The sequence below is a fragment of the Nocardia mangyaensis genome, from assembly GCF_001886715.1.
In the GTDB taxonomy this organism is placed as follows: Bacteria; Actinomycetota; Actinomycetes; order Mycobacteriales; family Mycobacteriaceae; genus Nocardia; species Nocardia mangyaensis.
In genome coordinates, this window is the sequence record NZ_CP018082.1 from 740,714 (window position 1) to 763,571 (window position 22,858).

Here is a 22,858-nt window from a genome sequence, read left to right on the forward strand (position 1 = left end):
GTGCACTCCCACAGTAGATATACTTTTGAAACAAAAGCATCGTAGGTGGGGCCGTCAGGGAATGGGGGCGTTTTCGGGCGAGATCGTCGGGGAGGCAACGCGTCGCGTTCACGAACCCAAGGCGGTGAGTAGACGCCGCAGCGCCGGAAGCGATGACTCGAGTGCGCGTCGGTCATCGGCAGGTAATCCGTCCAGGGTTTCGCGCAACAGTGCGGCACTGGCCCGGTCGTAGCGATCGAGGAGCCCGCGCGCCCGCGTCGACGCCACCAGCAGTGCCCCGCGTCCGTCGGCCTGGAGCGGGCGGCGCTCGATGAGATCCGCCGCCGTCATGGTTCGAAGAAGGTTGCTGATGGTGGACTGCGCGACCTCGAGTTCCCTCGCCGCCTGGCTCGGTGACAAGCCGCCGGTGGCGACGAGCAGCCGCAGCAACTCGATCTGCGATTCGGGAAGATCGGGCAGCCCCTCCGCGGCCCGGGTCCGCCGCAGAACCGCCCGTCGCAGCGGCCCGAGCAGGGCACTGAGCTGTGCCTCGAGCGGGGCCAGCGCCATGGATTCGAGGCGGTCGGTGCGAATGTCCACCCGCCCATTCTGCCCGGACCGCTAGCACCCGCCTGTCCGCATGCGGGAACGGTCCAGCGATCGCCGGTAGCAGTTCAGTACTCGAGGTCGGCCCAGTTCAGAGTGAGGGGGAAGGGGTGGCCCAGCTCGATCTGGGGATGGACGGTCGGAGACCACTCGCTGACGAGTGCGTACTGGCGCGGCCGCAGCGGTGTGACTCCGGTCGGCAGGTCGGTGGGCGTCGCCAGGACGTAGGTCAAGATGGTGTCGATGCGGCGACCTTCGCGGTCCAGGAGTATCTCCCAGTACTCGCTGATCCCGGCTTCGGCATAGCGGGCCTGTTTGGTCAGCATCTGGCCGATGTGGTTGGACGGGGACAGCACTTCGCCGACGATGACGACGTCCTCGGCGAAGATGGGAGTCCATGGTTCGTCGGGACAGTGGTAGACCATGAAATCCGGGGTCAGAAAGTCGTCCTTGGTACGACTCAGGAAGACATTGGTCTCGGTGTCCACCTGCCAGCATTCGCCGGGGAGGGCTTTCATGCTGCGTCGCGCGGCGTTCTCCAGTGCGTTGCGCAGGCGAGTAGCGAAGCGTTGGTGCTCTGGCGGGCCGGTGCGAACCCAGACCGGATGCCCTTTGACCAGTTCGATACGTTCCGACTGGTCGGGGGGCAGGGCGTTCAACTCGGCCCAGGTCATCCGATCGGGCAGGTGGGGAAGCTCCGTTGACGGATTCGACATCGTCATCCCTCCTCGCGCCAGACGAACTCTGGTGCCCTCGGCAGGGCACACAAAACATGACCAACCGGAAAACGCCTGGTCATAGCTGGTCACTACTCGATCTGAGTGTAGCGTTCTGTTGGGGTGGTCGCGCGACCGAGATCGTCGCGACCTTCGGCTCGCCGCCGCCGACCTGATCGGCGAACTTTCCGTCGGCCATCAAAGCTCACACGGGCGGGGTCGTCCACAAGGCGCTGATCGGGACGCCGGACATGCCGTCTCCGAAGGGGAGTTGCCGGTCGCCGCAGTAGGCGACGAAACCGGCGTGGAAGTGGTCGCCGAGTCGGCGTTGGAGGACGCGCAGGCCCCGGAAATCATCGGTGCGGATGGTTTCGGCGGCCTTGACTTCGATCGCGACGACGCGGCCTGCGTTGTCCTCGAGGATCGCATCGACTTGGTAGCCGTCGCCGTCCCGGTAGTGGTGCAGCCTGGCCATTGTCGTACTCCAAGTGAGTTGGCGGGTCAGTTCGCCGAGTACGAAGGTCTCCACGATGGCGCCGGTGGCCGCGTCGTTGGTGATACCGGTCAGGAGGTGGGCGGCGAGGCCGGAATCGGTGACGGTCAGTTTCGGCGCCGGCTGTAGTTGAGCAGTCCGCTGGTCTGTGCGGCCAGGGCAGCGACGAGGCGACGCATGTCGGAACCTCGTTGGATGTCAGCGACCTGATGCACGTCGCGTCTCATGATGTCGTCGAGGCAGGAACTGAAGAACTGGGCGCGTCGTCGGGGTGCGGTACGGCGGATAGGAAATGGCCGGGCCGTGGGTCGCGATCAACGGCATGTTTGATCGACAGCCACAGGTCGGGACGCGCTGTACTTCGTCGATCATCATCGTGCCGGGGACGTCGGGAAAGGCTGCCGGATCGGCGGCTGCGGACGTGCGGGTCCGCACATCGTCGAGGTAGCGTTTGGTCACATCCGAGGATCCACGCAGGCATTGCTCAGCAAGGGTGCTCTTCCCGGTTTGTCGAGCGCCGTTGATGACCACGACTCGCGTGTCTTCGAGCGCCTCTTTTACCAGTTCAGAGGCCCTGATGCATGTCGCGATCCTACCCCGAGTCGTCAATCTGCCGAAGGTTGTTCCGCCGATCTGCCGAATGCTGCGGCGTCGATCTGCCGGAGCTCATCGATTGGTATCGCCGTCGCGGTGCCCGACCAGGCGGAGGTGGTTGAGAACCACGGGTCGACGACAAGGCTCGGCCGGTGAATGCCAGCGGGTGAGCCCCTGAGTAGTGGAAACCGGCTCAGCAGGAAGTACGCCACGATGACCCGATGCTGGTCGAGAACTCCGGGCATGACATCTACAAGTCGGGTTACAGCCTCGAGTTCGGGCTCGACCTCGAGTGGCCGTCTGCACCCGCGTTGTCCCCGCAGAACCTCGAGCTACAAGCAGCGCATGATGCGGTGGCAGCGGTATCGAGGTGTCACGGGGCTGGGTCGTTCCCCTGGAGTTCGGTGTCGCCCGATCCGTCATCGAGGAGGTCGAGGGCCTGTGGTTGGTGGAGCAATTCGCCGACCGCTACTGGTATCTGAACGTCTCGGGCAGGGAGCCGGAGCCGTTCTACGCGGAGCCGGTCGTGGTCGAGGCCGCCACCATCGACGGGCCAGCGATGACGGCACTGGTCGATGAGGTCCTCACGGCATCCTCGGAGCTGTCGGGGCGCCGACAGCTCGGAGGGGGTGAAATTCACGTGTTCGCAACTCTCGCACGGCTTCCCGACGCTTTGATGCCGGGGACCGGTTCGTGGTCGACGACCTCGACAACAGGGTCCCCAATCTGCGGATCCCCTCCATCGGCGATTCGATCGCCGACATGGCGAGCATGGTCGGGTATCCGACCTTCCTGGGTGAGCGCCTGCTCTTCGGTGGCGCCTTGGGTCTGTTGCTCGCGGCCCGACCCGGTACCCGCTCAGCCCGCGTCTTCGCGGCAACTCGCCTGTGCTCGTCGGGCAGGGTGAGTTGCTGCGATGCTCACTGTGAAGCTTCGGCGTGCGCGCCGATCGACGATGAGGAGATTGATTCATGAAGATCGGACGGATGGCTGCGGGCCTGCTGGTCGCCGCGATCCTCGCGGTGGGCTGCGGGGCGGGCGACAACGACTCTCCGGCACCGCTTGTGCCTGCCTCTGCTCCAGCGGGGCCGGCGAGCGGACCGCAGAGCGCAGCGGTTCCCGAGCAGTTGCGCTTCACCTCGACCACCGTCGACGGCGCCGAATTCTCGGGGGAGTCGTTGGCGGGTAAGGCCGCGGTGTTGTGGTTCTGGGCGCCGTGGTGCCCGACCTGTCAGCGGGAAGCGCCGGGGATCGCCGATGCGGCGAAAGCGCACACCGATGTGCGGTTCGTCGGGGTGGCGGCGTTGGACTCCGAGCCCGCCATGCGCGATTTCGTCGCGAAATACGACCTCGGGTTCTTCCCGAATCTCGCCGATGTCGATGGCACGGTGTGGCAGCGCTTCGGCGTCACTCAACAGCCCGCCTATGCGTTCGTCGGTGCGGACGGACGCGTCGACGTGCTCCGAGGCAGCCTCTCGGAGTCGGAGCTGGCCACCTGGATCCGGCAGCTCGATCGCGGCTGAGTGGATGAGATGAACAGTCAGACAGTCGGATTCGCGTTCGCGGCCGGTCTGGTCGCGGCGTTGAATCCTTGTGGATTCGCGCTGCTGCCCAGTTACCTGACACTGGTGGTGCTCGGCACCGAGGGCGCGCGCACTCGTGTGTCTGCCCTCGGTCGGGCGGTGACCGCGACCGCCGCGATGGCCACGGGGTTCCTGCTCGTATTCGGAACTTTCGGCTTGCTGATCGCACCATTGACCTCGATGGTGCAGCGGTATCTGCCCGCCGTCACCGTGCTGATCGGGGTAGCCCTGGCCGGGCTCGGCGTCTGGTTGCTGACGGGGCGGGAACTGGTCGTGCTGCTGCCCAAGTCGGGGCGCGGAGCCCCCACCGCCCGACTGGGGTCGATGCTGGGCTACGGCATCGCGTACGCGGTCGCTTCGCTGTCGTGCACCATCGGCCCGTTCCTCGCGGTGACGAGTTCGACCTTCCGCAGCGGCTCGGTCCTCGGCGGCATCGCGGCCTATCTGGCCTATGCCGCTGGAATGGCGCTGCTCGTGGGCACTCTGGCGCTCGTGGTGGCCCTCGCGGGTGCTCAGGCGGTGACGAGGATGCGCAAAGTACTGCCGTATGTGTCGCGCCTCAGCGGAGTCTTGATGGTGGTCGCCGGGGTGTATGTCGCCTACTACGGCGTGTACGAACTGCGACTGTTCGCCGGTGCCACCGATGCCGACGATCCGGTCATCGAAGGCGCGGCCTGGATCCAGCAGATCCTGGCCGATGCGGTCGAGCGCATCGGCGCGGTGACGTTGCTGGCCGTTGTCGCCGCATTGATGGTGCTCGTTGTCGGTGCGGCCGGACTCCGTCGCCGACGAAAGAGCAGCAAGATTTCGAGCGCGACCAGCGATCGGGAGTAAGGAGACACCTGGGCCTTTACGTCCAGCAGTTGCCTCGCGCGGAAGCGCGTTGACTTGGAAACGTGCTGACCTGCTGAAATCTGCGGTCGCAGGTTGGTGCCCTCGGCAGGACACGCAAACATGGGCAACCGGAAAACGCCTGGGCATAGCGGATTCCTACACGATCTAGCGATCTCGGATGGCCGGTGCCGATCCTGCTCGGGTTTCCATCTTGGATGTGACCACGACGGGCACATCCAAGATGGGAACGCATGTGACCTGAGGCTATCACTAGGTCAAATGATGATCGAAGCCGACTGCCCTTTGGTTATCGGGTCCCGTTTGAGTCCTTATCTGGGATCTCCGGGAGTTTGACTCTTTTTTTGCTCAATCGTGGTTATCGGATATGGAGTCTGGACGAGGGGATGTGATCGGTATTGCCAGATGTGGTCCAGGATCGTGTCGAGGCTCCGATCACCCGGCGTCATATCGAAACCCATGTGTTCGGCGAACAACCGCCTGGCCGTGGAACCGATGGTGGCGGAGTACTCGGCCTCGATGAGCTCTACGCAGGTTCGTGCAACCAAAGTAGCCATCAGTTTGAGTGCGGCGCGGCGCCCCGTTCGTGACGCGGTGTCGGAATCGGGATCAATTTGTAGCTCGACGAGCAGCAGCCGTGCTCCATCCCACCGCGGATTGGTGTGAGCGTGAGCGAATTCACCGAAAGCGCGATTCAATGCTGCAAGGCGACGCCAGCCAGCCTCGACGATCCAATCTCGCGGGGTAGTCGCCGGATTCGTCTCTAGGCGTTCGGCCTTTGACGGCTTGGTGTGCCAGACCTTAACTCGCGCAATCTGTTCTAAAGTGCATCGGAGCAGGGCCATCGCTCGATCGTCATCTTCCAGCCATAACCAGAACGCCGTGCGGAGAGATGTAGACACCATTGCACAGGCATTCATGAGCTTCGCATTGCCGAAGCTCCATCGAGCGCACATCGCAGCGAACTCGGTCACCAGGGTGATCTGTGTTCCACGATGATGTAGCCCATCGATATCGAAGTCGGACCCGAGAAGCCGCTGCTCGTCGGCCAAGCTGGTCTGTGCTGTGAGCGCGCTGCCGAGACGGTGTGATGCGAAAATGAAGGTCACTATCTCGTCGTCTCGATAAAGTCGCCCGGCGGGCCTCTTCTTCTCAAGCATTGCCATCCGATACAAGTCGGTAAGGTATTGCAAGACACGCGTCGATTCCGGCTTTAACCCCTGGAGGGGCAACAACGGCGCTAGGGCGGGCATCGGAGGCGTGACAGGCCCTCTGGGAGTTGGGTGGTGCTTGTGTCCGAATGCTGTCAATGGATGTGGATCTTCGACTTCGTCTTCGGACTTGCAGGAGAATCGCTTGGGAGCGGCGAAGATGAATTGGGCCAGATCTGGCCGTGAGTATGCGTGCGCGACTGCTGCAGCGATCATGTTGATTTGCAACATGCATAGCGCCATAGCTTCCTCGATACAGCGAACCACCGCGACGGCCTGAAAGGTCATCGCGCGCTCGTCGAGGCGATCTATCGATTCCCATCGGAACGATTCGGTACAGGTCTTTGCGTGGATAAACTCGCTCAAGAATCCATAGATGATCGCCGGGCAAACCTTTCGGCCTTCACCGATATCAATATGATTGTGGTCGAGTGCAGGCTCGTCAGTTGTAACCGGTTCCTCGCCGAACTCGCCGACATCACCGAGAGTTTGATCTACTCGGCGCCATCCGTTCGACTCATCGGCTTCATCGAAAGCTGACCAGACTCGGGCGAGAAGACTTTGGACGGATTCACCCTTGCGGCGTTCCAGTCCAGACCAGGACGCATAGAGCAACGTCCACAACTCCAATTGCTGCCGGACGATGATTGCGGCACCCGCAAACTGACCGACCAGCAGTAGACGACAGGCGGCGATCATGCTGTCTACACCCCAGGCCACCTGATGCAGCCAACCACCGTGGAACTGAACAGGAACACGATCGAACGGCATCCCCAGCTTCCTCAATGCGTGATCTACACCGATCGTCGGACAGATCGAGGACAAACAATCGACCCGATATCTGGCTGGCAGCAGGCTGACGTTGTCCATTCGCAACGTGTACCGAGAGATTAGTGCCGTTGCCAGGCGTTCGAGGCCCTGCTCGGAGACGCGCTCGAAGTCGGCAATCGAGTCGCCGACCTGTCGCGCACGCCGGTTCGCCTTCAGCGACGAACGAAGCTCCTCCTTCTCGGTGAGTGCCCTTTCGCCGGATCGTCGCGCAGCCTTCCGGTTGCTCATTCGTCCCATGCATCAAGTATGTCTTCCAGGGCAAGTGAAATACGCGCTCGGAGAATGTCTCTCGACGCACCCCGTGGGGTGCCGACTCTCCTTCACTGGCCTCTCGGGTCGGAATGCGCTGTCCGAGGTGTGCGATACCGCACGCGGGAATCGGATTTCGTGGCGGCAGACGACCGGGCCCGCGCGGAAATGAGGTGCGTGCGGTGTCTCTTCGCCCGTCGAGGTATCTGCGACCATCAGCGCAGGACATGCTAACTTCTCACGTGGCGAGTTCGCGGGCCTTCCATTCCAGGAAGTCGCGCGCGATGGGCGTGAACTCGACGGAGTCGGCCTCGTTCACGGTCGTGCCCACGCCGAATGCTCCGACAACCACTGCCGCATAACCGTCGGGCAGGCGCTCATTGCGGTGCTCAACGAACAGCGCGCGGTGCTCAGCCGACAGCATGTCCCACCAAATTAGGAGCTGGTCGCGGCGCCGAGTCAGTTCGGCGGCCAGCATCGGTGCGAGGTGCCATTCCTGCTCGTCTTGCGGGTTGTTCACCCATGTTGTCGAGGTGACGACCGGCCCGTGATCACGCACGATCTTGGCCACCAGCGACGGAGGAAGCGGTGTATCGGGTTCAGCCAGCAGAGTCACCCGATCCTCGAGATCGAGGATTCGGAACCACATCGCCGTCCGCGTTTTCGGCTCGTCTTCATGCATACCGCTTAGTACATCAACCGACCCCGACTGGGCGGCGGTGCGGAACGAATCACCGCGTGTCGCGATTCGGGCCTGGCCCGTGCCTCGCCCGACACCGCCGTTGCGCCGCTCGGGAACTGAGCGTCGCCGCGCGGTGGCAGAGATTCTCACCGGTCCAGGATCTTGTCGAGCAGCCCGATCAGCGCGATCGCCACTCCCGCTCCAAGGGCCACTTCGCTCACCATTCCCACCACCGTGCCTGCCGTGCCTGCTGCTCCGAGGATCACGAACCAGCGCAGGGGCAGCCTGCCGGGTTCGGGGTGGGAACCGGACTGGTTCGAGGTGGTGGATGGCACGTGACAAGGCCTTTCGATCTCTAGGACTTCGGATTTGCGGCACTGTGGCCGTCGACATCCAGCGTGGTGTGTGCGGCTGCCACCGTCTACGCTTTTCGATATATCAAAATGACAGGGGATTATCATTTACGACGAGGGTGACGATGCACCCGGCGAAGCGCGGATCAGCGTTCCGCGGGGCAACGGGCCGCAGATCGCGGGCTGGGTGACCGGGGACGGGCAAGGGAACGACGGAGTCGAGATCACCTATGACGACGTCGACGGTCCCTGGGTGTATGCGGTTCACGGTCGTCTGGTGGGCGGCAATCCGATGATCACGCAGTTGACGATCACGCCGCGAGATCCGGGCAACCCGCAGCCGATCAACCAGACCAATTTACGAAAGATGCCATTCAGCCTGGTTTTCGATCGGGTGAAGCGCACGTTGCGGGCCGAGGGAACGCTGCGCGTCTCACAGCTGCGTGGCGACATGCGTACGCAAATCGCCAAGATCGGACGGTCCCGATCCGGCGAGCACTACATTCAGGTTGCCTGGACCTACCTCGAGGCCGAGGCGGCTGGACGTCCACCCCGTCAAGCCATCGCAGAGCACTGGGACGTCTCACCCGTAACCGCCAGTCGCTGGCTCAGCGAAGCACGTAAACGCGGCTACCTCGAACCGTACAGCGCCGGAGTGCCTCGAAAGCCCGTCATCGATCTGTGGGACCGGCAGCAGCAAGTGAACTCGACCATCGAACAGTCAGTGGTCCTCGCATTCCTCGACCGCGTAGTGCAGCGCCACCTAGGCGAGTCGCTGGATACAGCTGTGGCCTCGATTCTGGACACGCTGTTGGCGCTCGGCGCGGAGGCCATGAAGCGCACCGCCTCGATATCGGACGGCAAGGACCTGCTCAGCTCCGAAATGCTACTCAACGAGCTGTTTGCGCGAGCTGAGAGCGACCAGACCGAGGAGGTTCGCTCCGCCGCGCTCGTGCTCCTTGCGGCTCTGATCTCCGAACAGGATTCAGGACACGGTGATGACGACGGTCAACCCGCCAACGGCAACGAGGGCCAACGGTGACGTCGATGACAGACGGCGGAACTCGACGCCGACGGTGGTGCAGGACACCGACCCGTATGGGCGGGGGGATTGTCGCCAGATTCCGAAGCGCTCGGTTGCGGTGCACCTGCTGGCAGTGCGCTGCACTTCATCCGTTGTGAGGTCTTGTTGTCGGTGCTGCCGCCTACGCTGATCCGGTGAGCATGCCATCCATCCCCGGATTCACAACGCCTCCCGCCCGCAATACCCTCGCGGAGCAGTGGAAGAAGCCCAACCCCGAATTACCGGCAGGACTCTGGCCGATAGACCTCCTGCAGTCCGTCACAACCCAGCCCAACGAGTGGCTGACGATCGATCAGTTCACACAGGACGAGGGTGGCACGGACGGACGCGACTGCGTCCTGGTGACTCCTCACGAGACTTCGCTAGTGCTCGAAGGCACAGATTGGGTCGGTCGCGGCCTCGGCTCATTCTCGGTTCAGCACGACGGTGGATTCGAGCATGGCCTCGCGGTGACCGAAAAGGGCACCGAGCTGGAGTTTTTCGTGCAGGTCCGACGTCCAGAAGGAGCATCGCGTCGAATTGTCGACATTGCCCTTCCGTTCCTCTGGTACTGGGACGCGTACCAGATCAACGGTGGCTGGGAGTACGTCGACAGTGCTGGCCGGAAGCATGGCCTGATCCGTTACCGGTGCGTGAAAGACAGCTGGACAGTAGAGGTTCGGGCGCTGGAATTCCGCCAGTACCTGGCTGCCGTGGGTAGGAACGCCGTCATGCAGTTTGACGTCAGTCGGTATTCGGGCGAGGCTGGCTTCGACCACGTCGATGATCTATTTCACAACGAGTGGGCGTATCTGGGGTTCACGGCGGACGCGGACGGATTGATGGGACACCCGGTCTCTCGGATCGTCGGCAAGTACATCCTCACCGGGCAACATGGTCCCCGAGTTCCCCGGTTCGACCAGTACGACCGCGACGACGTCGAGTACCCCGAGTTCATTCACGGCCTGAATCCCGATACCCACGCCCCCCTCAAGCACAGTTGCGACCCGGACGAGCTCGGCACCTACTTCGATCGTGACGACAGCCGGTTGCACTACCTGACGCCTATCTACTTCAAACGGGAGGTGTTGGAGCCGTACGCCGCGCAGCCGACCACCTACCGGATCACGGCAACCCGTTTGAGTTGTCTCGGCCTCTGGAGCGTCAACATCGGCTTCAACTCTGCTGGCCTGGTAGAGGTTTACCTCGGTGATCTCGGACGTGATCTGCCGTCGGAAGAGTGGGGCCGCTGGCTGGCGCACAACGTGTTGCCTGAAGGAACGATGGATGAGGGACGCTTCCGCCGGGACTTCCTTGGGCAGTGGGCCGATTCGAAGGATCTTCCCGGTGATCTCCGCCGAGTCCGCCAGACGGCGGCCCAGGTGTCAGAGGAGCTACTCGGCATACCACTGTGGCGCGAGCTTCCGGAGGAGCACCTTGCCGAGTGGGAGTCGATTATCGGTCCGCTCAACGAAGATCCGGCCTCGCTCGGCAAGTCGCTGCTCCTCCTGCCGATCGTGATCATTGATGCCATCAATCCGGCCCCGTTGAAGATCTACCTTGGTGACGCGGAGAAGGGCGAGCAGTCGATGAAGTTGCTACAGCGCTTCACCGAGAAGCTGGGTGACGAGTCGAACTGCACTGCCATCCTTCGACAGCTCTGGGAGTTCCGCTCGAAGGGCGGCGTGGCGCACTTTGCCGGATCGGAAGCTCGGGCGACTCGGGCGACCCTCGGGATCGAGGGAATGACCAACTTGGAGGCGTTCGAGTCGATCGTTTCGCGAATCACGGACATGCTCAACACCATCGTTCGTCTAATGGAGCGCGCCCTTCCTGCCGATGGGTCTGCTGCACGATGAGGTGACAGTGTGACCTATCAGTGCAGCAGCCCCGGCCAGACCAGCGAGCGGGCGGATAGGGTCGCGGTGTACAAGTACATGCGCCAATGTGAGTGCATGGCCAGGCTGCGTGGCGCCCGACCTTTCGATGTTGGACATGGTCAGTCAAGGCTTTTCAGAGCTGTCGCCCACGGCACCGGTTCGCCTTCGTTGACCCGGATGAAGCGCACGCCCCAGTCGGTGAGGTTGGACAGCGCGGCAGCGACTGGCGGGAACTGGAATTGGGCTGCTCGTCCGTGCGGAACCGCTACGACTGGTAGCCCGGCTCCGACCGTTTCGACTAGCAGCGCCAGTGGCAAAGTGTCGCCGATCCCCGCAGCCCATTTCGCCATGGAACTTGTTGTCAGCGGCGCGGCGATGACCGCGTCGGGCGGCGGAAGCAGGTCTTTGGTGCCGGGGACCTTGAACTCCGACCGAACGGGATGCCCGGTCTGAGCCGCGAGCGCTTCGGCATCGATGAATCGAGCGCCGTTGGGGGAGGCCAGAACACACACGTCCCAACCGTCTGCCTGCGCGAGGGTAACAAGTTCCCCGACGTCCCCTGCCCCACCGGCTCCCGTCACGATCGCGTACAGAACTCTAGTGCGCTCACCCATGCCTCCATCATGGCAGGCGACGGGTGATGCGTCTTCGCCTACAGCGCCACGGCACCGACCCGGGAAGCGAGTTTGCCGAGGTCGCCGGTGACGAGGTCGCGTCCGGCCTTGATCATCATGTGGCCCACCAGTTCCTGCACCGTGTCCATGTTGCGGACCTGTTGAGGGGCGATGCGCTCCGCCCGCAACAGCGCGTCAAGGGACATGGTGTGGTCGTCGCGGGCTGCGGCGGCACGCCCCACCTCTACGAAGTACTGGGCGGCGCGGCCGACGGTCGGCAACGATCGAGGGTCGAGGCGGTGGGCGAGATCGAGCACTCGTTCCGGTGAGTCTTCTTCCATGGCGACGGTCATGTTCCACAACGCCACGTTGGCCGAGCCGAAGGAGATGTTGCCGACGATCGTGGTGGGGTCGTCGACGGTCGAGCGGTCGAGCTGTGCCGCGTACTCGGCGGCCTGGGTGAGGTGATCGTGGGGGCTGCCACCCATGGTGGCGGTGACCAGAGAGGCTTGGAGGTGGAGCATTCCGACTGTTTGTATCTCGGGGGCGGTGGTTGCGTCGGGTCCGACCTGGGCGGCGGTGTGCACGGCGCAGTCCAGGGCAGCCTTGAGGGACTCGGGTCGGGCGAGAAGTACCTGGCTGCGTACGTAGGCGCCCGAGGCGATGCCTTGTCTGCTGTCGATGCGTTTGGCAGCGGATTCGGCTGCTTGCGCGGCTGACCAGGCGACCGCGAAGTAGCCGCGTGCGCGCAGTGCCACCGAGGTCTCGGAAGCGACCTGGGCCAACGCATCCCACGCGGCGCGGCGGTCTCGGGGCTTTCCGCTGTGGGCTTGGCGGTACAGATCGGTGATCGCCGGTGCCAGCAAGGGGCCGAGTTTCGTGTATTCGCAGGCCATTTGGAATTTGGTGATGCGTCGGGCGAGCGCGACGAGTTCGCCGATCTCGCGGACCGGCTGATCGTTTCCGATGTTGCCCGCTGCCCAGAATGCTGTTTCGATGGCGGGCACCGAGGTGTCGAAGTCGTCGGTGGCCGGGCTGCTGCTGGGGAGGATGTCCTCGGTGGTGGCCGAGGCGACGGCCGCTGCCGCGAGGACGAGCAGCTGTCGACGGTCGACCTCGGTTGCTGCGTTTTGCCGGGGGAGCCGGAACCACAGCAGTTCCTCGGGGATGTGCAGAGCTGTTGCCCATTGGACCAGCTTGGACATCTTCTCGGGAGCTTCGCGGGACTCGATCCGGCTCAGGGTCGCCTGGGACATGTCGAGCCAGTTCGCGACGTCGAGTTGGGTGATCGGGGACTTGTGCATGGGGTGGGTGCGGAAGGCGAAGATCACCCGGCCCATGTGCCATGAGGCCAAGGCGTCGCGCATGTGATCGCTGGCCCAGAACTCGGCGGGCATCCCCGGTGCGCCGACAGCGGGTTCTTCTCGCGCGCAGCTACTGCACGCCGTGCCGGTGTTGAATCGGGACATCCGAGTCCCGCACATCGGGCATTCGCGCGCATTGTTGGTCGTCCGCATCATCCGCCCCGCTTCCGCGATCATGGCCGTCCCCAACGGTTTTTCCGACGGTACCACCGGCTCTACCCAGCCCATATGCACCTTCTGCATACACCGGAATTCCCGAGACTCGTTGTGTGTATAGCCAATTCGTGCTCGACGCGGCGATCGTCGGTGTGTCCGATATCAATCCTGCGGAAGGGGCGACATGGCGCTATCACTGTTGGTGCCGATCCTCGGGCCACCGGCGTCCGGAAAGACAACGCTCACGCTAGCGCTGGGCAAGAGTCCCGACCGGCACGTGTTCAGATTGCGCGAACACGTGCCGCCCGAGGTGGTCAGGCAGACCGCCAGCCACGGCCCGCGAGACCTCGGCTGGATCGACGATGACGTCGTCAATCCGGCGGTGCGCCTGTATCTGAGCACCGTGGCCACGGACTCCCGGATCCACACGGTGCTCCTGGACAACTATCCCGGCACCGGCCAGCAGGTCGAGGCGCTGCTCGGGATAGCGCGGGAGCTCGCACCTGGCTGTGCCGTCGAGCCGATCGAGCTCGTGCTCGACGCGCCGGCCAGACGCAAGAGGGCGCGAGCACGTCGAGTCTGCCACCGATGTGAACGCGATCCGGCCGCCGATCCGCGCCTGCCCGCCTCCGCATCGACGTTCGGCGGATGGATCTGCGGGAATTGTGGCTCACTGCTGCACCCGCGGCGAGGCGACGCTCCGTCACTGTTCGCCGCCCGCACCCGACGCCACGACGACACGGTCGAGGACGTGCGTATCGCGTTCGACCGCGCGGGCATCCCCACCAACTCCGTCGACGCCGCCGACGACGCCGCGACCCTCGCACGAATCGTCGAGCCCCTGCTCATCGTGAGGAGCACCACCGCATGACCAGCACAACCCCTCTGGGAGTCCCGACTTTCCGGCCCGACACCTACGGCCACGCCCGGATGCCGCGCAACGCCGGGCAGCGCGAACCGCATCGTGTCGACAAGGTCTCCTATGGCCGGTTCCGCAACGTCTACCTCTACATCACCGAGGCGTGCCAGTTGCGGTGCGAGCACTGCTACATGGGCGAACGGCTCGAGCGGGCGTTGAAGATGACCCCGCAGCAGATCGTCGACACTCTCACCACCTGGCGGCAGCTCGGTGGCGACAAGCTCACCATCCTCGGTGGTGAGCCGACTCTGCACCCCTGGTACATCGACGCCATCCGCGCGGCCAGGACCATCGGCTACAGCCACGTCATCACCACCACCAACGCCCAGGCCATCGCCCGCCGCAAGTTCGCCCAGCTGACACCATCCGACTTCGACTACGTCCAGGTCAGCCTGGACGGCGGCAGCCCCGCCACCCACGACGCGGTCCGCGGCGAGGGCACCTTCGACCAGGCGATGCAGACCAGCGCCGAACTGTGCGAGCGCGGGTTCGACACCCGCATCATCTGCACGGTCAACAAAGCCAACGAGGGTGATGTTCTGCGCCTGCTCGACATCGCCGACGACATCGGCGCGAGTCTGGTCAAGTTCCATGTGTTCTCCACCATCGGCACCGGCCACGGCAATGCCGACATGGCGATGAACCCGCTCGAATGGGTCAGCTTCTGCGACCGGCTCGAACAGGTTGCGCCGCAGTACAAGTCACGGGTGTGGTTCCAGCCCACCTACGCCCGCCGGGACCAGATGGACCGCTATGCCGGAGAGGGCTATCAGGGCTGCATCGGCCGCACGCTCGACCGGATCTCGATCTTCCCCGACGGCCGCTGCTACGTGTGCAGCTACCTCTTCGATACCGACACCTACTACGCAAAGATGCGCGACGGCCAGGTCCTGCTCAACCGCGACAGCGAGATCAACGAGTTCGAGCTGTTCACCAAGCCTCTCGTTGGCAGCGCCTGCGGCGGCTGCAAGGAATCGGCGTGCATGGGTGGCTGCCCGGCCGAGGCGCTGGTCATGGGGGCTTCGTCGTGCTCGGCCTACCCGGACATCGTGCCGGTCTGCCGACTGTGGAAATCCAGCGCGAAACCCGAATAGGAGACACGAATGCACACCATGGAAACCGTCATCGAACCGCTGCGCTCGCTCGACTGGAACGACGTGGAGGCTGTCGAGTCGGCCACCCGCAAGTCCTTCGAACTGCTCGCCGCCCAGAAGTATCTGCTGCGCCGCGAGTTGGCCACGCTGCCCGACAACCCCGATCTCGCCGCACTGTGCGAGCACTACGACATTCTCGACAAGATCGTCCTGCACGACGACCTCGAATCCGGGATCCGGTTGCGCCTGCACATCTTCGGGCCCGGCTACCACGATCGCCCGCACAACCACCGCTGGACCTACGCCAGCCACATCCTGCGTGGCGAATACCGGCACCGGCTCTACGGCGACGTCGAACTCGATACCGAGATCGACGTTTCGAGCCTGCGCGCGGTGCACGTGCGCCAGGAACGAGTCGGGGCCAGTTACGCGCTGCACCACAGCGCTGTTCACGCCGTGGTCGCCGAACCCGGCACCGTGTCGCTGGTGCTGCGCGGCCCTGCCATCAAGGACCGATTCCTGGTCATGGACGCCAAGAACGGCAAGTCCTGGTGGCAATACGGGGCCACGAGGGAATCCCTCGAAGACGCTGCGGAGAAACGTATGTCCCCGCAGCGCCTCGAGGAACTGATCGCCTCGCTCGATGAGTGGCAGCTCATCTGACGAGGTTCAACGACGGTGGGGACCGGTGAGAGAGAGGTCACGGTCCCCACCTTCACCTGTCACCAGCCGAACAGCGACAGCGACGTGCCGGAGGAGATGTGGCCCAGCGCTTCCCGGCAGTAGGGGATCATGTCCGCTGGCAGCGCGTCGGCGGCGAACCACTCCAGCGCATCACACTTGTCGGGTTCCATGTTCGTCGGTTCGCCCTCCCACTGCCGGACCTGGAAGAAGAACGCGACGCGCCCGCCGGACGAGCTGTTGTGCATGATGTGCGCGAACTCGACGTCCTCGGGCGCGATCTGCACACCGATCTCCTCGGCGGCTTCACGTCGCAGCGCCTCGACCACCGACTCCTCGGCCTCGAGATGGCCCGAGGGCGGGTGGAAGGCGCCATCGGCGTACCCGGTGCCAGCTCGCCGGCCGAACAGGATCCTCCCCTGGTCGTCGGTGAGCAGCAGGTGCACATCACCGATGAGGGTGTGCCTTTCAGTGCTGGCCACAGCCATTTCTTACCTCTCTCTCGATGCGCTCGACATGAACGCGAGCACGACCATAAGCCATCGGCGGCCCATGTACTACTGGTCCGCCGTATCGGAATCGGAGACCTCATGTCGCACCAAGTCACCCTCCATCGCAGCGAAGGTCAGCTCCTCGTTGTCCCCAGCCAGACCCCCGAAAACTTCCGCGCGATCATCACTTTCGGTGCGGCAGCCAGGCACGGCCGTCGCGATGCCCGCCTCCCCGAATACCAGCGAGTCGGCTACCACCGTCAGGACTTCGCGACGAACTCCGGTCGCCACCATGTCGAGGAGTGAGATGGACACCACCGATTCGCGGGACTGCGTCCACACCGATATCGGATCATCGGGCTCCCGACATACCTCGAACTCAGCGCCGTGATCGCTGACCTCGCATCACGAGGACAGCCGACCCGTGTAGACGAACCAGTCGACAGGGTCTGAGCGGGTAGGTTGTCCGGTTCAACGCTGTCGATGCGTGCCATGAGGAGCCAACTCGACCCACGGGTTTCCACCAGCCTCACCGCGGTAACCGGGTGTCGAGTTGATCGCGCCCGCGACCGGTTGCTTGACGCGGCAGTAGCCTCGCGACATGACGATCTCGCAGAGCTTCGTGAATATCTGTAGCGACCAACTTTCGACGACGCGAGACTTCTATGTAGATCTATTGGGCTTTCAAGTCAGCTTCGACAGCGACTGGTTCGTGCAACTGCGCGCGAACGACTCCGGGGCAACCATCGGCATCATGGCGCGCGACCACGAACTGGTGCCCGAACAGGCCCGTGGCGCGGCGTCGGGTTCCTACATCACGATTGTGGTCGACGATGTGGAATCGGTCTTCGCGCGGGCTAAAGACCTGTCCGTGCCCATCGCCGAGGAACCGAAAGATCTGTTCTACGGCCAACGGCGGATGCTGGTCATCGACCCCAACGGTGTCCTGGTCGATGTGTCCAGCCCAACCGCACCACCGCCCACCGACCTTGAGTAACCACTGGCCCGCGGCCTAGTCAATACTGGAATCCTCTGACCTGCGTATTTGGTGCTCATCGTCCAGGCGGTGATGTACCGATTTCCGTTCAGCAATTCGTCGTACCTGGTGAGCGGCCTGGCGCTCGTTGGCCTCGTCCACTGCTCGGAGTCGATGCTGTGGTGAGCTTTCCGGAGCTCCGGCGTCTGCTGATAGCGCGTGCTCGTCGCCGACGTGCCGACGTGCCGACGTGCCGACGCGCCCGCGACCGGAGCGTGCGTAGGCTGCCGGACTGGAAGGACTCACACCGCACGAGCTCCGGCACACTGCGGCCTCACTGGCGGTGTCTGAGGGCGCATCGGTGCTGGCGCTACAACGGATGCTGGGACATGACAAGCCGAGCACCACGCTGGATTTCTACTCGGACCTGTTCGACGATGACCTCGACGACGTGGCCACCAAGCTCGACTCGGCCCGCAAGGGGTTTGCCGCTACTGCGGACAAACTGCGTACGGAACAGGCGGAAGGGTCGAACGGTGACGGCAAGAAAGTCGCCTGACCTGCGGAAAGTATGGTGCCCTCGGCAGGATTCGAACCTGCGACACCCGCTTTAGGAGAGCGGTGCTCTATCCCCTGAGCTACGAAGGCGGGGGACCAGCTGTTCGTGGGGCTCGGCTGGCCGAGGTGAGTATAGCGTGGGGTGGGGGTTGGGGGCACGGACCGGGTTGGGGGCGACACGGAAGGTGAAATGGGGGTGGGTGTTCGTGCTGGGGGATCGGTGTTCTAGCGTTGGTTGGTTTCCGCCCCCTGTGGGTGCTCGTGCGAATGATGACGGTTCTGCCTTCTTGTGAGGAGTGCGTGGTCATGGTTGAGCGGCTCGGTGTGCGTCGATGGTGAGGGCGCTGGTGCTGGCGTTGGCGTTGGGCTTCGGTCTGGTGGGGTGCGCTGTCGACGGCGGGATGGTCGATCCGGATTCGGCGTTGTCGGAGCGCGCCGATCAGGATGCCGTGGCGCGTACCGCCGCGCTCGAGGGTGCCGACGCGAACACTCAGACCGACATGCTCACCTTCTATCGGTCCATTTGCGCCTTGCAGACCCGCTACCGTGCCGACCTCCGAACCGACGAACACGAGACCGGTGCGCTCACCCCGGACCGTTACCGCGAGTCGGCGGTCGCGATCCTGGCCACTCGCGCCGCCGCGGCCGACACCGCGCGCACCGCGGTCGACGGCCTGCCGATCCCGAATGTCCTGGCCGACGAATGGCGTTCCGCCCAGGGCGAATTGGTAGCTCTGTTCGACGGCCTCCACCAGGCCGACCACGCCCGCTCCGCCGACATGGCCCGCACCGACTTGGCCGACACCGAGCGGCTCCGCGCGGTCGCCCGAGAACTCCTCTCGGCCTCTGCCCGCCAGATCGAAACCGAGAACCCCCGCATCCGTTTCATCGCCGAATCCCTCCCCGCCTCCAAACAGGTGCGCCGCGAGATCGCCGAACTCCCCGAATGTCGATCGCCCAGCTGAACCAGGAGCAGTCGAATCTAGCTGATAGCATCACATAGCGTCGAGCGCTATGATGGTGAAGTGACCAGGACTATTACCCAAGCCGAGCTGCGAAATGGCAGCGCAGGCGTCATGGACGCGCTGGAAGCGGGTGACGACTTCATCATCACTCGCAACGGGCGACCGGTCGGGGAGCTGCGCCCGATTCAGCCCCAGCGTGATGTGGTGACGTCAGATCTCAAGGCGCGGTTCGCCCGGTTCGCTGGGGCGGCCACCGCCGCTGAGGAACGCGCGGAGATCGACGCTGCTTTCGGGGCTGATCGACTCGATGACTGAGGAATCCGGGTACCGGAATCCGGTGGGCCTGCTCGATACCGGTGTCCTCATCGACCTCGCCCGCGTTGATGATGATCACCTGCCGGTGCGTTCCCGGATCAGCACCGTCACCCTCGCGGAATTGGGTATCGGCATCGCCCTTTCCGCAACTCCAACGGAGTTGGCGTTGCGCTCTGAGCGGATGTCGGAGGTCGAGCACGCTTTCGACGCGCTGCCGCTGTGCAGCGCCGCTGCCCGGCGCTTCACATCGATGGCGAAGCTGGTGGTGGCTGCGGGGCGAAATCCGAAGCCGCGCAAGTTCGATCTGATGATCGCGGCCATTGCCTCTGTCAACGATCTCCCGCTCTACACCAGCAATGTCGCTGATTTCACCGGGCTCGAACCCGTATTGACTGTGGTACCGGTCCCGGTGAGCTGACGATCTTCCGATCACATCGGTTCGGTGATGGGTGGGTCGATTCAGAACCCGTCGAATCCGCCGTCGAAACCGTGGTCGTCGAGGCCGGGGTCGCCATCCCAGGAACCGTCGGTGCCTTCCCCTTCGTCGCCCTGGCCGAGGGAGTCCTCGCCGGTGCCGTTCTCGAAGGCCTGGGCGGTGTAGCCGACGCCGGCCATGCCGGTGAAGAGGCTGGCGAACAGCAGGGCCGAGCCCGCGCCCCAGGCGCCGGCGATCAGGGCGGGTTTCCACCAGGGTTCGGAGTACCAGCCGGCGGGGACGGGGCGACCGGCGACACGGCCGCCGGGGAAGTAGTTGGGGGTGCCCGCGGAGGGGGCGGGGGAGGCGGCGATGCGGCGGCCGTTGTGTTCGACGATCCGTTGCCGGTCGACCTGGCCGGCGATCTCCTGGCCGTCGAGGGCGGGGATCGGTGGTCCGGGGTCCATGTCCATCGCGACGCGGGCGGCGCGGATGTAATAGAGGCCCTCCAGGGCCGACTGCTTGGCCAGGTGCGCCTGCCCGGCGGAGGTGGCTCGGTCGATCTGGCCGCCCGCGGCGTTGTAGCGCTCGGAGGCGTCGGCCAGTGCCTGGCGGGCGGCCTCGTTGCGGGGTGAGAGCTGATAGACCTGCCCGCCGAGCCGTTCGATCGTCACCCTCGCCTCGGCCTGGGCCTGCTCGAGATCGCGCGCGTCACGCTTGTTCTGTTCGGCGCGCAGGTACAGCAACGCGGCCACCGACACGATGACGATCGCGATCAACCACCACAACATCGCGCACCTCTTCCGTTCGAGGTTTCGAGATGCTGTCCAGTTTACTGATCGGTTGCCCGATCGCACTGAACCGTGATGATCAGCGCGTTGCCGGATAGCTCATCCGGCGAGGTGGCGGGCGATCACCAGGCGCTGGATCTGGTTGGTGCCTTCGAAGATCTGCATGATCTTGGCCTCGCGCATGTAGCGCTCCACCGGGAAATCCTGGGTGTAGCCGTAGCCGCCGAAGACCTGCACCGCGTCGGTGGTCACCTTCATCGCGGCATCGGTGGCGACCAGCTTGGCGACGCTGGCCTGGCGTGAATAGGCGAGCCCGGCATCGCGACGGCGGGCCGCGTCGAGGTAGGTGGCGCGGGCGGTGTCGACCGCGGCGGCCATGTCGGCGAGCACGAAGCCCAAGCCCTGGTGATCGATGATCTTGCGGCCGAAGGCTTCCCGCTCCTTGGCGTAGGCGACGGCCTCGTCGAGGGCGCGCTGGGCCAGGCCGGTGGCGACGGCGGCGATGCCGAGCCGGCCCGCGTCGAGCGCGCTGAACGCGATCGACAGGCCCTGGCCCTCCTCGCCGACGCGGCGTTCGGCGGGCAGGAAGGCGTCGTCGTAGGCGGCGGTGGTGGTGGGGATGCCACGCAGGCCCATCTTCTCCTCGGGTTTGCCGAAGCTCAGGCCGGCGGTGTCGGCGGGGACCAGGAAGCAGGAGATGCCGCGCGAGCCCTCGCCGGTGCGCGCGAACAGGGCGTAGAAGTCGGCGCGGCCGCCGTTGGTGATCCAGGCCTTGGTGCCGTTGAGCTGGTAGCCGCCGTCGACGGGGGTCGCGCGGCAGCGCAGGGCGGCGGCGTCGGAACCCGCGTGCGCCTCGGACAGGCTGTAGGCGCCGATGGTTTCCCCCGAGAGCATTCCGGCCAGCCACTGCTGTTTCTGCTCGTCGGTGCCGTAGGTGAACAGCGGATGGCACGACAGTCCGTGCACGCTCACCGCGACGGCGACGGCCGCCCAGCGGCTCGCCAGTTCCTCGAGAACTTGCAGATAGACCTCGTAGGGCTGCGCGCCGCCGCCGAACTCCTCCGGGTACGGCAGGCTCAGCAGCCCGGCCGCGCCCAGTGCCGGGAACACGCCGTCGGGGAAGACGCCGGTCTTCTCGGACTCGGCGACGCGCGGCTCGAGCACCTTGTCGGCGATGTCGCGGGTCAGCTCGATCAGCTCGCGTGCTTCGTCGGTGGGCAGCATCCGGTCAACAGCCATGGGGTCACAGTACGTCCCGCACTGAATTGCGTGCAAGGAAGCACGGAATTTTCCGGTCGTATACTGGCCCGATGCCCGAGCTCCCACCGAACAAGCATCAGGAGAAGAGTCTGCGAACGCGGACGCTGCTGCTCGACGCCGCGATCGAGAGCCTGGCCGAGGTCGGCTACGCGGGCGCCTCGATCGCCGACATCACCGCTCGCGCGGGGGTGACCCGCGGCGCGCAGCTGCACCAGTTCCACACGCGCAACGAGCTTTTCGCGCAGGCGATCGGGCACCTCACCGAGCGGCAGCGAGAAGCCATGCAGCGCAAGGCGAGAACGCTGCCCGAGGACACCCCCGCCGGTGCCGTGCTGGTCCAGTTGGTCACCGCCACCTTCGCCGGTGGACTCGGGCGCGCGGCGGTGGAGCTGTATGTCGGCATCGCCAACGACCCGCCGCTGCGCCGCGAGATGCTGCGCGTGCAGCACGATCTCACGGTGGAACTGCTCGATCGCTGTGCCGAGCTGATCGACGCCCACATCGCCCGTGATCGGCTGGAGAGTACGTTCTGGCTCACCATCAACCTGGTCCGTGGCGCCACCCTGGACGAGATGGTCGGGCGCGATCGGGTGCGTCGCAAGCAGGTGCTGGCCGACTGGACAGCCCTCGCGGAGTCCGCGCTGCGCTGATCCGGCCCGGCGAATCCCGTGCTCCGGACCGCCTCGGTCGGTGGCCCGCACGCTGTCGCGGGGTCGGCATCGCCGTGTCCCGTCGGCCTATTATCTGCGCATGAACGCAGATGGCCGCCTGCCCCTGGACGAGGATCAAGTCGGCCTGGTGGTCGAGGTGTTCCGCATGCTCGCGGATCCGACCCGCGTCCAGGTCCTGTGGGCGCTGGCCGACGAGGAATTGTCGGTCAACGAACTGGCGAACCGAGTCGGCAAGCCGGGCCCCTCGGTCTCTCAGCACCTGGCGAAACTGCGCATGGCCCGCCTGGTCCGCACCCGCCGCGAGGGCACCACGATCTACTACTCGCTCGACAATGACCACGTCCGGCGCCTCGTCGTCGACGCTGTTCACAACGCCGAACATGCGGGTCCCGGTGTGCCCGCGCACCATAGGGGGCCCGATGCCGAGCCGCCGCACAACCGACCGTCTAGTCCACGGTGAGCACAACGACCAGCAGGAATGTTGTCTGAGGAAACA

Annotated in this window: 26 protein-coding genes, 1 tRNA gene and 2 pseudogenes; 16 read left to right on the top strand and 13 right to left on the bottom strand. The window is 64.7% G+C overall.

The features are described from left to right. Positions 1-108: 108 nt before the first annotated feature. The 4 genes and pseudogenes from BOX37_RS03475 to BOX37_RS34815 form a co-directional block, all read right to left on the bottom strand. Positions 109-579, bottom strand: a complete 471-nt coding sequence (locus tag BOX37_RS03475; RefSeq protein WP_206045762.1) for a MarR family winged helix-turn-helix transcriptional regulator — start codon at positions 577-579, stop codon at positions 109-111. Positions 580-653: 74 nt separating this feature from the next. Next, positions 654-1,301 (bottom strand): Uma2 family endonuclease, encoded by a 648-nt coding sequence (locus BOX37_RS03480; RefSeq protein WP_071931154.1) that lies wholly within the window; start codon positions 1,299-1,301, stop codon positions 654-656. 205 nt (positions 1,302-1,506) lie between these two features. Then, positions 1,507-1,926: pseudogene (locus BOX37_RS34810) on the bottom strand (DUF4143 domain-containing protein); the annotation flags it as partial. A 66-nt stretch (positions 1,927-1,992) separates the two neighbouring features. After that, positions 1,993-2,325 (bottom strand): AAA family ATPase, encoded by a 333-nt coding sequence (locus tag BOX37_RS34815; RefSeq protein WP_206045763.1) that lies wholly within the window; start codon positions 2,323-2,325, stop codon positions 1,993-1,995. Positions 2,326-3,081: 756 nt separating this feature from the next. Between BOX37_RS34815 and BOX37_RS03490 the strand changes: the two genes are divergently transcribed. Genes BOX37_RS03490 through BOX37_RS03500 form a run of 3 tightly spaced genes read left to right on the top strand, consistent with a single transcriptional unit; the run spans position 3,082 to position 4,805 of the window. Further along, positions 3,082-3,363, top strand: coding sequence for a hypothetical protein (locus BOX37_RS03490; RefSeq protein WP_071926372.1), 282 nt, complete (start codon positions 3,082-3,084; stop codon positions 3,361-3,363). Further along, positions 3,360-3,911, top strand: a complete 552-nt coding sequence (locus BOX37_RS03495) for a protein disulfide oxidoreductase (RefSeq protein WP_071926373.1) — start codon at positions 3,360-3,362, stop codon at positions 3,909-3,911. Before BOX37_RS03490 ends, BOX37_RS03495 begins: the two co-directional genes overlap by 4 nt. Positions 3,912-3,920: 9 nt before the next feature. Then, positions 3,921-4,805, top strand: coding sequence for a cytochrome c biogenesis CcdA family protein (locus BOX37_RS03500; RefSeq protein ID WP_071931155.1), 885 nt, complete (start codon positions 3,921-3,923; stop codon positions 4,803-4,805). A 329-nt stretch (positions 4,806-5,134) separates the two neighbouring features. Here the strand turns inward: BOX37_RS03500 and BOX37_RS33655 are convergent, their stop codons facing one another. The 3 genes from BOX37_RS33655 to BOX37_RS03515 form a co-directional block, all read right to left on the bottom strand. Next, positions 5,135-7,102, bottom strand: coding sequence for a hypothetical protein (locus BOX37_RS33655; RefSeq protein WP_156910250.1), 1,968 nt, complete (start codon positions 7,100-7,102; stop codon positions 5,135-5,137). 250 nt (positions 7,103-7,352) lie between these two features. Continuing rightward, positions 7,353-7,946 carry a hypothetical protein gene (locus BOX37_RS03510; protein ID WP_156910251.1) on the bottom strand — a complete coding sequence of 198 codons (594 nt, stop codon included), beginning with the start codon at positions 7,944-7,946 and terminating at the stop codon, positions 7,353-7,355. Further along, on the bottom strand, positions 7,943-8,131 hold the full coding sequence (locus tag BOX37_RS03515; RefSeq protein ID WP_071926376.1) for a hypothetical protein: 189 nt from the start codon (positions 8,129-8,131) through the stop codon (positions 7,943-7,945). Before BOX37_RS03515 ends, BOX37_RS03510 begins: the two co-directional genes overlap by 4 nt. Before the next feature lie 205 nt (positions 8,132-8,336). Between BOX37_RS03515 and BOX37_RS03520 the strand changes: the two genes are divergently transcribed. Together BOX37_RS03520 and BOX37_RS03525 are read left to right on the top strand one after the other, a co-directional pair. Further along, the gene (locus BOX37_RS03520) at positions 8,337-9,191 is read left to right on the top strand and encodes a hypothetical protein (RefSeq protein WP_071926377.1); all 855 of its coding nucleotides are present in this window, start codon (positions 8,337-8,339) and stop codon (positions 9,189-9,191) included. 176 nt (positions 9,192-9,367) lie between these two features. Then, entirely contained in the window at positions 9,368-11,071 is a 1,704-nt protein-coding gene (locus tag BOX37_RS03525) for a hypothetical protein (RefSeq protein WP_071926378.1), read from the top strand. 140 nt (positions 11,072-11,211) lie between these two features. On the opposite strand, the gene BOX37_RS03530 is transcribed toward BOX37_RS03525, so the two are convergent. Beyond that, positions 11,212-11,706, bottom strand: a complete 495-nt coding sequence (locus tag BOX37_RS03530; protein ID WP_071926379.1) for a flavoprotein — start codon at positions 11,704-11,706, stop codon at positions 11,212-11,214. 38 nt (positions 11,707-11,744) lie between these two features. Then, entirely contained in the window at positions 11,745-13,175 is a 1,431-nt protein-coding gene (locus tag BOX37_RS03535) for a helix-turn-helix domain-containing protein (protein WP_156910252.1), read from the bottom strand. Positions 13,176-13,410: 235 nt separating this feature from the next. Between BOX37_RS03535 and BOX37_RS03540 the strand changes: the two genes are divergently transcribed. The 3 genes from BOX37_RS03540 to BOX37_RS03550 are packed head-to-tail and all read left to right on the top strand — an operon-like array spanning position 13,411 to position 15,902. Further along, positions 13,411-14,097, top strand: a complete 687-nt coding sequence (locus BOX37_RS03540; RefSeq protein WP_071926381.1) for a hypothetical protein — start codon at positions 13,411-13,413, stop codon at positions 14,095-14,097. Further along, the gene (locus tag BOX37_RS03545) at positions 14,094-15,239 is read left to right on the top strand and encodes a radical SAM protein (RefSeq protein ID WP_071926382.1); all 1,146 of its coding nucleotides are present in this window, start codon (positions 14,094-14,096) and stop codon (positions 15,237-15,239) included. The genes BOX37_RS03540 and BOX37_RS03545 overlap by 4 nt, the downstream gene beginning before the upstream one ends. Positions 15,240-15,248: 9 nt before the next feature. Then, entirely contained in the window at positions 15,249-15,902 is a 654-nt protein-coding gene (locus BOX37_RS03550; RefSeq protein ID WP_071926383.1) for a hypothetical protein, read from the top strand. A 59-nt stretch (positions 15,903-15,961) separates the two neighbouring features. Here the strand turns inward: BOX37_RS03550 and BOX37_RS03555 are convergent, their stop codons facing one another. Beyond that, complete coding sequence (locus tag BOX37_RS03555) at positions 15,962-16,366, bottom strand: NUDIX hydrolase (protein ID WP_240505192.1); 405 nt, start codon at positions 16,364-16,366, stop codon at positions 15,962-15,964. Between the two features lie 144 nt (positions 16,367-16,510). Between BOX37_RS03555 and BOX37_RS33660 the strand changes: the two genes are divergently transcribed. The 3 genes and pseudogenes from BOX37_RS33660 to BOX37_RS03570 all read left to right on the top strand — a co-directional run. After that, on the top strand, positions 16,511-16,717 hold the full coding sequence (locus BOX37_RS33660) for a hypothetical protein (protein WP_156910253.1): 207 nt from the start codon (positions 16,511-16,513) through the stop codon (positions 16,715-16,717). A 295-nt stretch (positions 16,718-17,012) separates the two neighbouring features. Then, a complete protein-coding gene (locus tag BOX37_RS03565) occupies positions 17,013-17,408 on the top strand; it encodes a VOC family protein (RefSeq protein WP_071926386.1) in 396 nt (131 codons plus the stop codon). Positions 17,409-17,670: 262 nt separating this feature from the next. Next, positions 17,671-17,946, top strand: a pseudogene (locus tag BOX37_RS03570) (tyrosine-type recombinase/integrase); the annotation flags it as partial. Positions 17,947-17,959: 13 nt separating this feature from the next. On the opposite strand, the gene BOX37_RS03575 reads toward BOX37_RS03570, so the two are convergent. Next, a tRNA-Arg gene (locus tag BOX37_RS03575) sits at positions 17,960-18,035 on the bottom strand. A 242-nt stretch (positions 18,036-18,277) separates the two neighbouring features. Here BOX37_RS03575 and BOX37_RS03580 point away from each other — a divergent pair. The 3 genes from BOX37_RS03580 to BOX37_RS03590 are packed head-to-tail and all read left to right on the top strand — an operon-like array spanning position 18,278 to position 19,643. Continuing rightward, on the top strand, positions 18,278-18,910 hold the full coding sequence (locus BOX37_RS03580; protein ID WP_156910254.1) for a hypothetical protein: 633 nt from the start codon (positions 18,278-18,280) through the stop codon (positions 18,908-18,910). 60 nt (positions 18,911-18,970) lie between these two features. After that, complete coding sequence (locus tag BOX37_RS03585; RefSeq protein WP_071926388.1) at positions 18,971-19,225, top strand: type II toxin-antitoxin system Phd/YefM family antitoxin; 255 nt, start codon at positions 18,971-18,973, stop codon at positions 19,223-19,225. A 22-nt stretch (positions 19,226-19,247) separates the two neighbouring features. Beyond that, positions 19,248-19,643 carry a PIN domain-containing protein gene (locus tag BOX37_RS03590; protein ID WP_240505193.1) on the top strand — a complete coding sequence of 132 codons (396 nt, stop codon included), beginning with the start codon at positions 19,248-19,250 and terminating at the stop codon, positions 19,641-19,643. Between the two features lie 41 nt (positions 19,644-19,684). Here BOX37_RS03590 and BOX37_RS03595 read toward each other — a convergent pair whose 3' ends face one another. Both BOX37_RS03595 and BOX37_RS03600 read right to left on the bottom strand, forming a co-directional pair. Further along, positions 19,685-20,431 (bottom strand): hypothetical protein, encoded by a 747-nt coding sequence (locus BOX37_RS03595; protein WP_071926390.1) that lies wholly within the window; start codon positions 20,429-20,431, stop codon positions 19,685-19,687. A 99-nt stretch (positions 20,432-20,530) separates the two neighbouring features. After that, the gene (locus tag BOX37_RS03600) at positions 20,531-21,670 is read right to left on the bottom strand and encodes an acyl-CoA dehydrogenase family protein (protein ID WP_071926391.1); all 1,140 of its coding nucleotides are present in this window, start codon (positions 21,668-21,670) and stop codon (positions 20,531-20,533) included. A 71-nt stretch (positions 21,671-21,741) separates the two neighbouring features. Here BOX37_RS03600 and BOX37_RS03605 point away from each other — a divergent pair, with 71 nt between their 5' ends. Further along, positions 21,742-22,341, top strand: coding sequence for a TetR/AcrR family transcriptional regulator (locus BOX37_RS03605; RefSeq protein ID WP_071926392.1), 600 nt, complete (start codon positions 21,742-21,744; stop codon positions 22,339-22,341). Between the two features lie 100 nt (positions 22,342-22,441). Beyond that, positions 22,442-22,822 carry an ArsR/SmtB family transcription factor gene (locus BOX37_RS03610; RefSeq protein ID WP_071926393.1) on the top strand — a complete coding sequence of 127 codons (381 nt, stop codon included), beginning with the start codon at positions 22,442-22,444 and terminating at the stop codon, positions 22,820-22,822. The last annotated feature ends 36 nt before the right edge of the window (positions 22,823-22,858 follow it).

Bases quoted from the DNA above. Each gene is read 5' to 3' on its own strand.
- BOX37_RS03480 (WP_071931154.1), bottom strand. From the start codon at position 1,301: ATGTCGAATCCGTCAACGGAGCTTCCCCACCTGCCCGATCGGATGACC.
- BOX37_RS03495 (WP_071926373.1), top strand. From the start codon at position 3,360: ATGAAGATCGGACGGATGGCTGCGGGCCTGCTGGTCGCCGCGATCCTC.
- BOX37_RS03500 (WP_071931155.1), top strand. From the start codon at position 3,921: ATGAACAGTCAGACAGTCGGATTCGCGTTCGCGGCCGGTCTGGTCGCG.
- BOX37_RS33655 (WP_156910250.1), bottom strand. From the start codon at position 7,102: ATGGGACGAATGAGCAACCGGAAGGCTGCGCGACGATCCGGCGAAAGG.
- BOX37_RS03530 (WP_071926379.1), bottom strand. From the start codon at position 11,706: ATGGGTGAGCGCACTAGAGTTCTGTACGCGATCGTGACGGGAGCCGGT.
- BOX37_RS03535 (WP_156910252.1), bottom strand. From the start codon at position 13,175: ATGTCCCGATTCAACACCGGCACGGCGTGCAGTAGCTGCGCGCGAGAA.
- BOX37_RS03540 (WP_071926381.1), top strand. From the start codon at position 13,411: ATGGCGCTATCACTGTTGGTGCCGATCCTCGGGCCACCGGCGTCCGGA.
- BOX37_RS03545 (WP_071926382.1), top strand. From the start codon at position 14,094: ATGACCAGCACAACCCCTCTGGGAGTCCCGACTTTCCGGCCCGACACC.
- BOX37_RS03550 (WP_071926383.1), top strand. From the start codon at position 15,249: ATGCACACCATGGAAACCGTCATCGAACCGCTGCGCTCGCTCGACTGG.
- BOX37_RS33660 (WP_156910253.1), top strand. From the start codon at position 16,511: ATGTCGCACCAAGTCACCCTCCATCGCAGCGAAGGTCAGCTCCTCGTT.
- BOX37_RS03565 (WP_071926386.1), top strand. From the start codon at position 17,013: ATGACGATCTCGCAGAGCTTCGTGAATATCTGTAGCGACCAACTTTCG.
- BOX37_RS03580 (WP_156910254.1), top strand. From the start codon at position 18,278: ATGGTGAGGGCGCTGGTGCTGGCGTTGGCGTTGGGCTTCGGTCTGGTG.
- BOX37_RS03595 (WP_071926390.1), bottom strand. From the start codon at position 20,431: ATGTTGTGGTGGTTGATCGCGATCGTCATCGTGTCGGTGGCCGCGTTG.
- BOX37_RS03600 (WP_071926391.1), bottom strand. From the start codon at position 21,670: ATGGCTGTTGACCGGATGCTGCCCACCGACGAAGCACGCGAGCTGATC.
- BOX37_RS03605 (WP_071926392.1), top strand. From the start codon at position 21,742: ATGCCCGAGCTCCCACCGAACAAGCATCAGGAGAAGAGTCTGCGAACG.
- BOX37_RS03610 (WP_071926393.1), top strand. From the start codon at position 22,442: ATGAACGCAGATGGCCGCCTGCCCCTGGACGAGGATCAAGTCGGCCTG.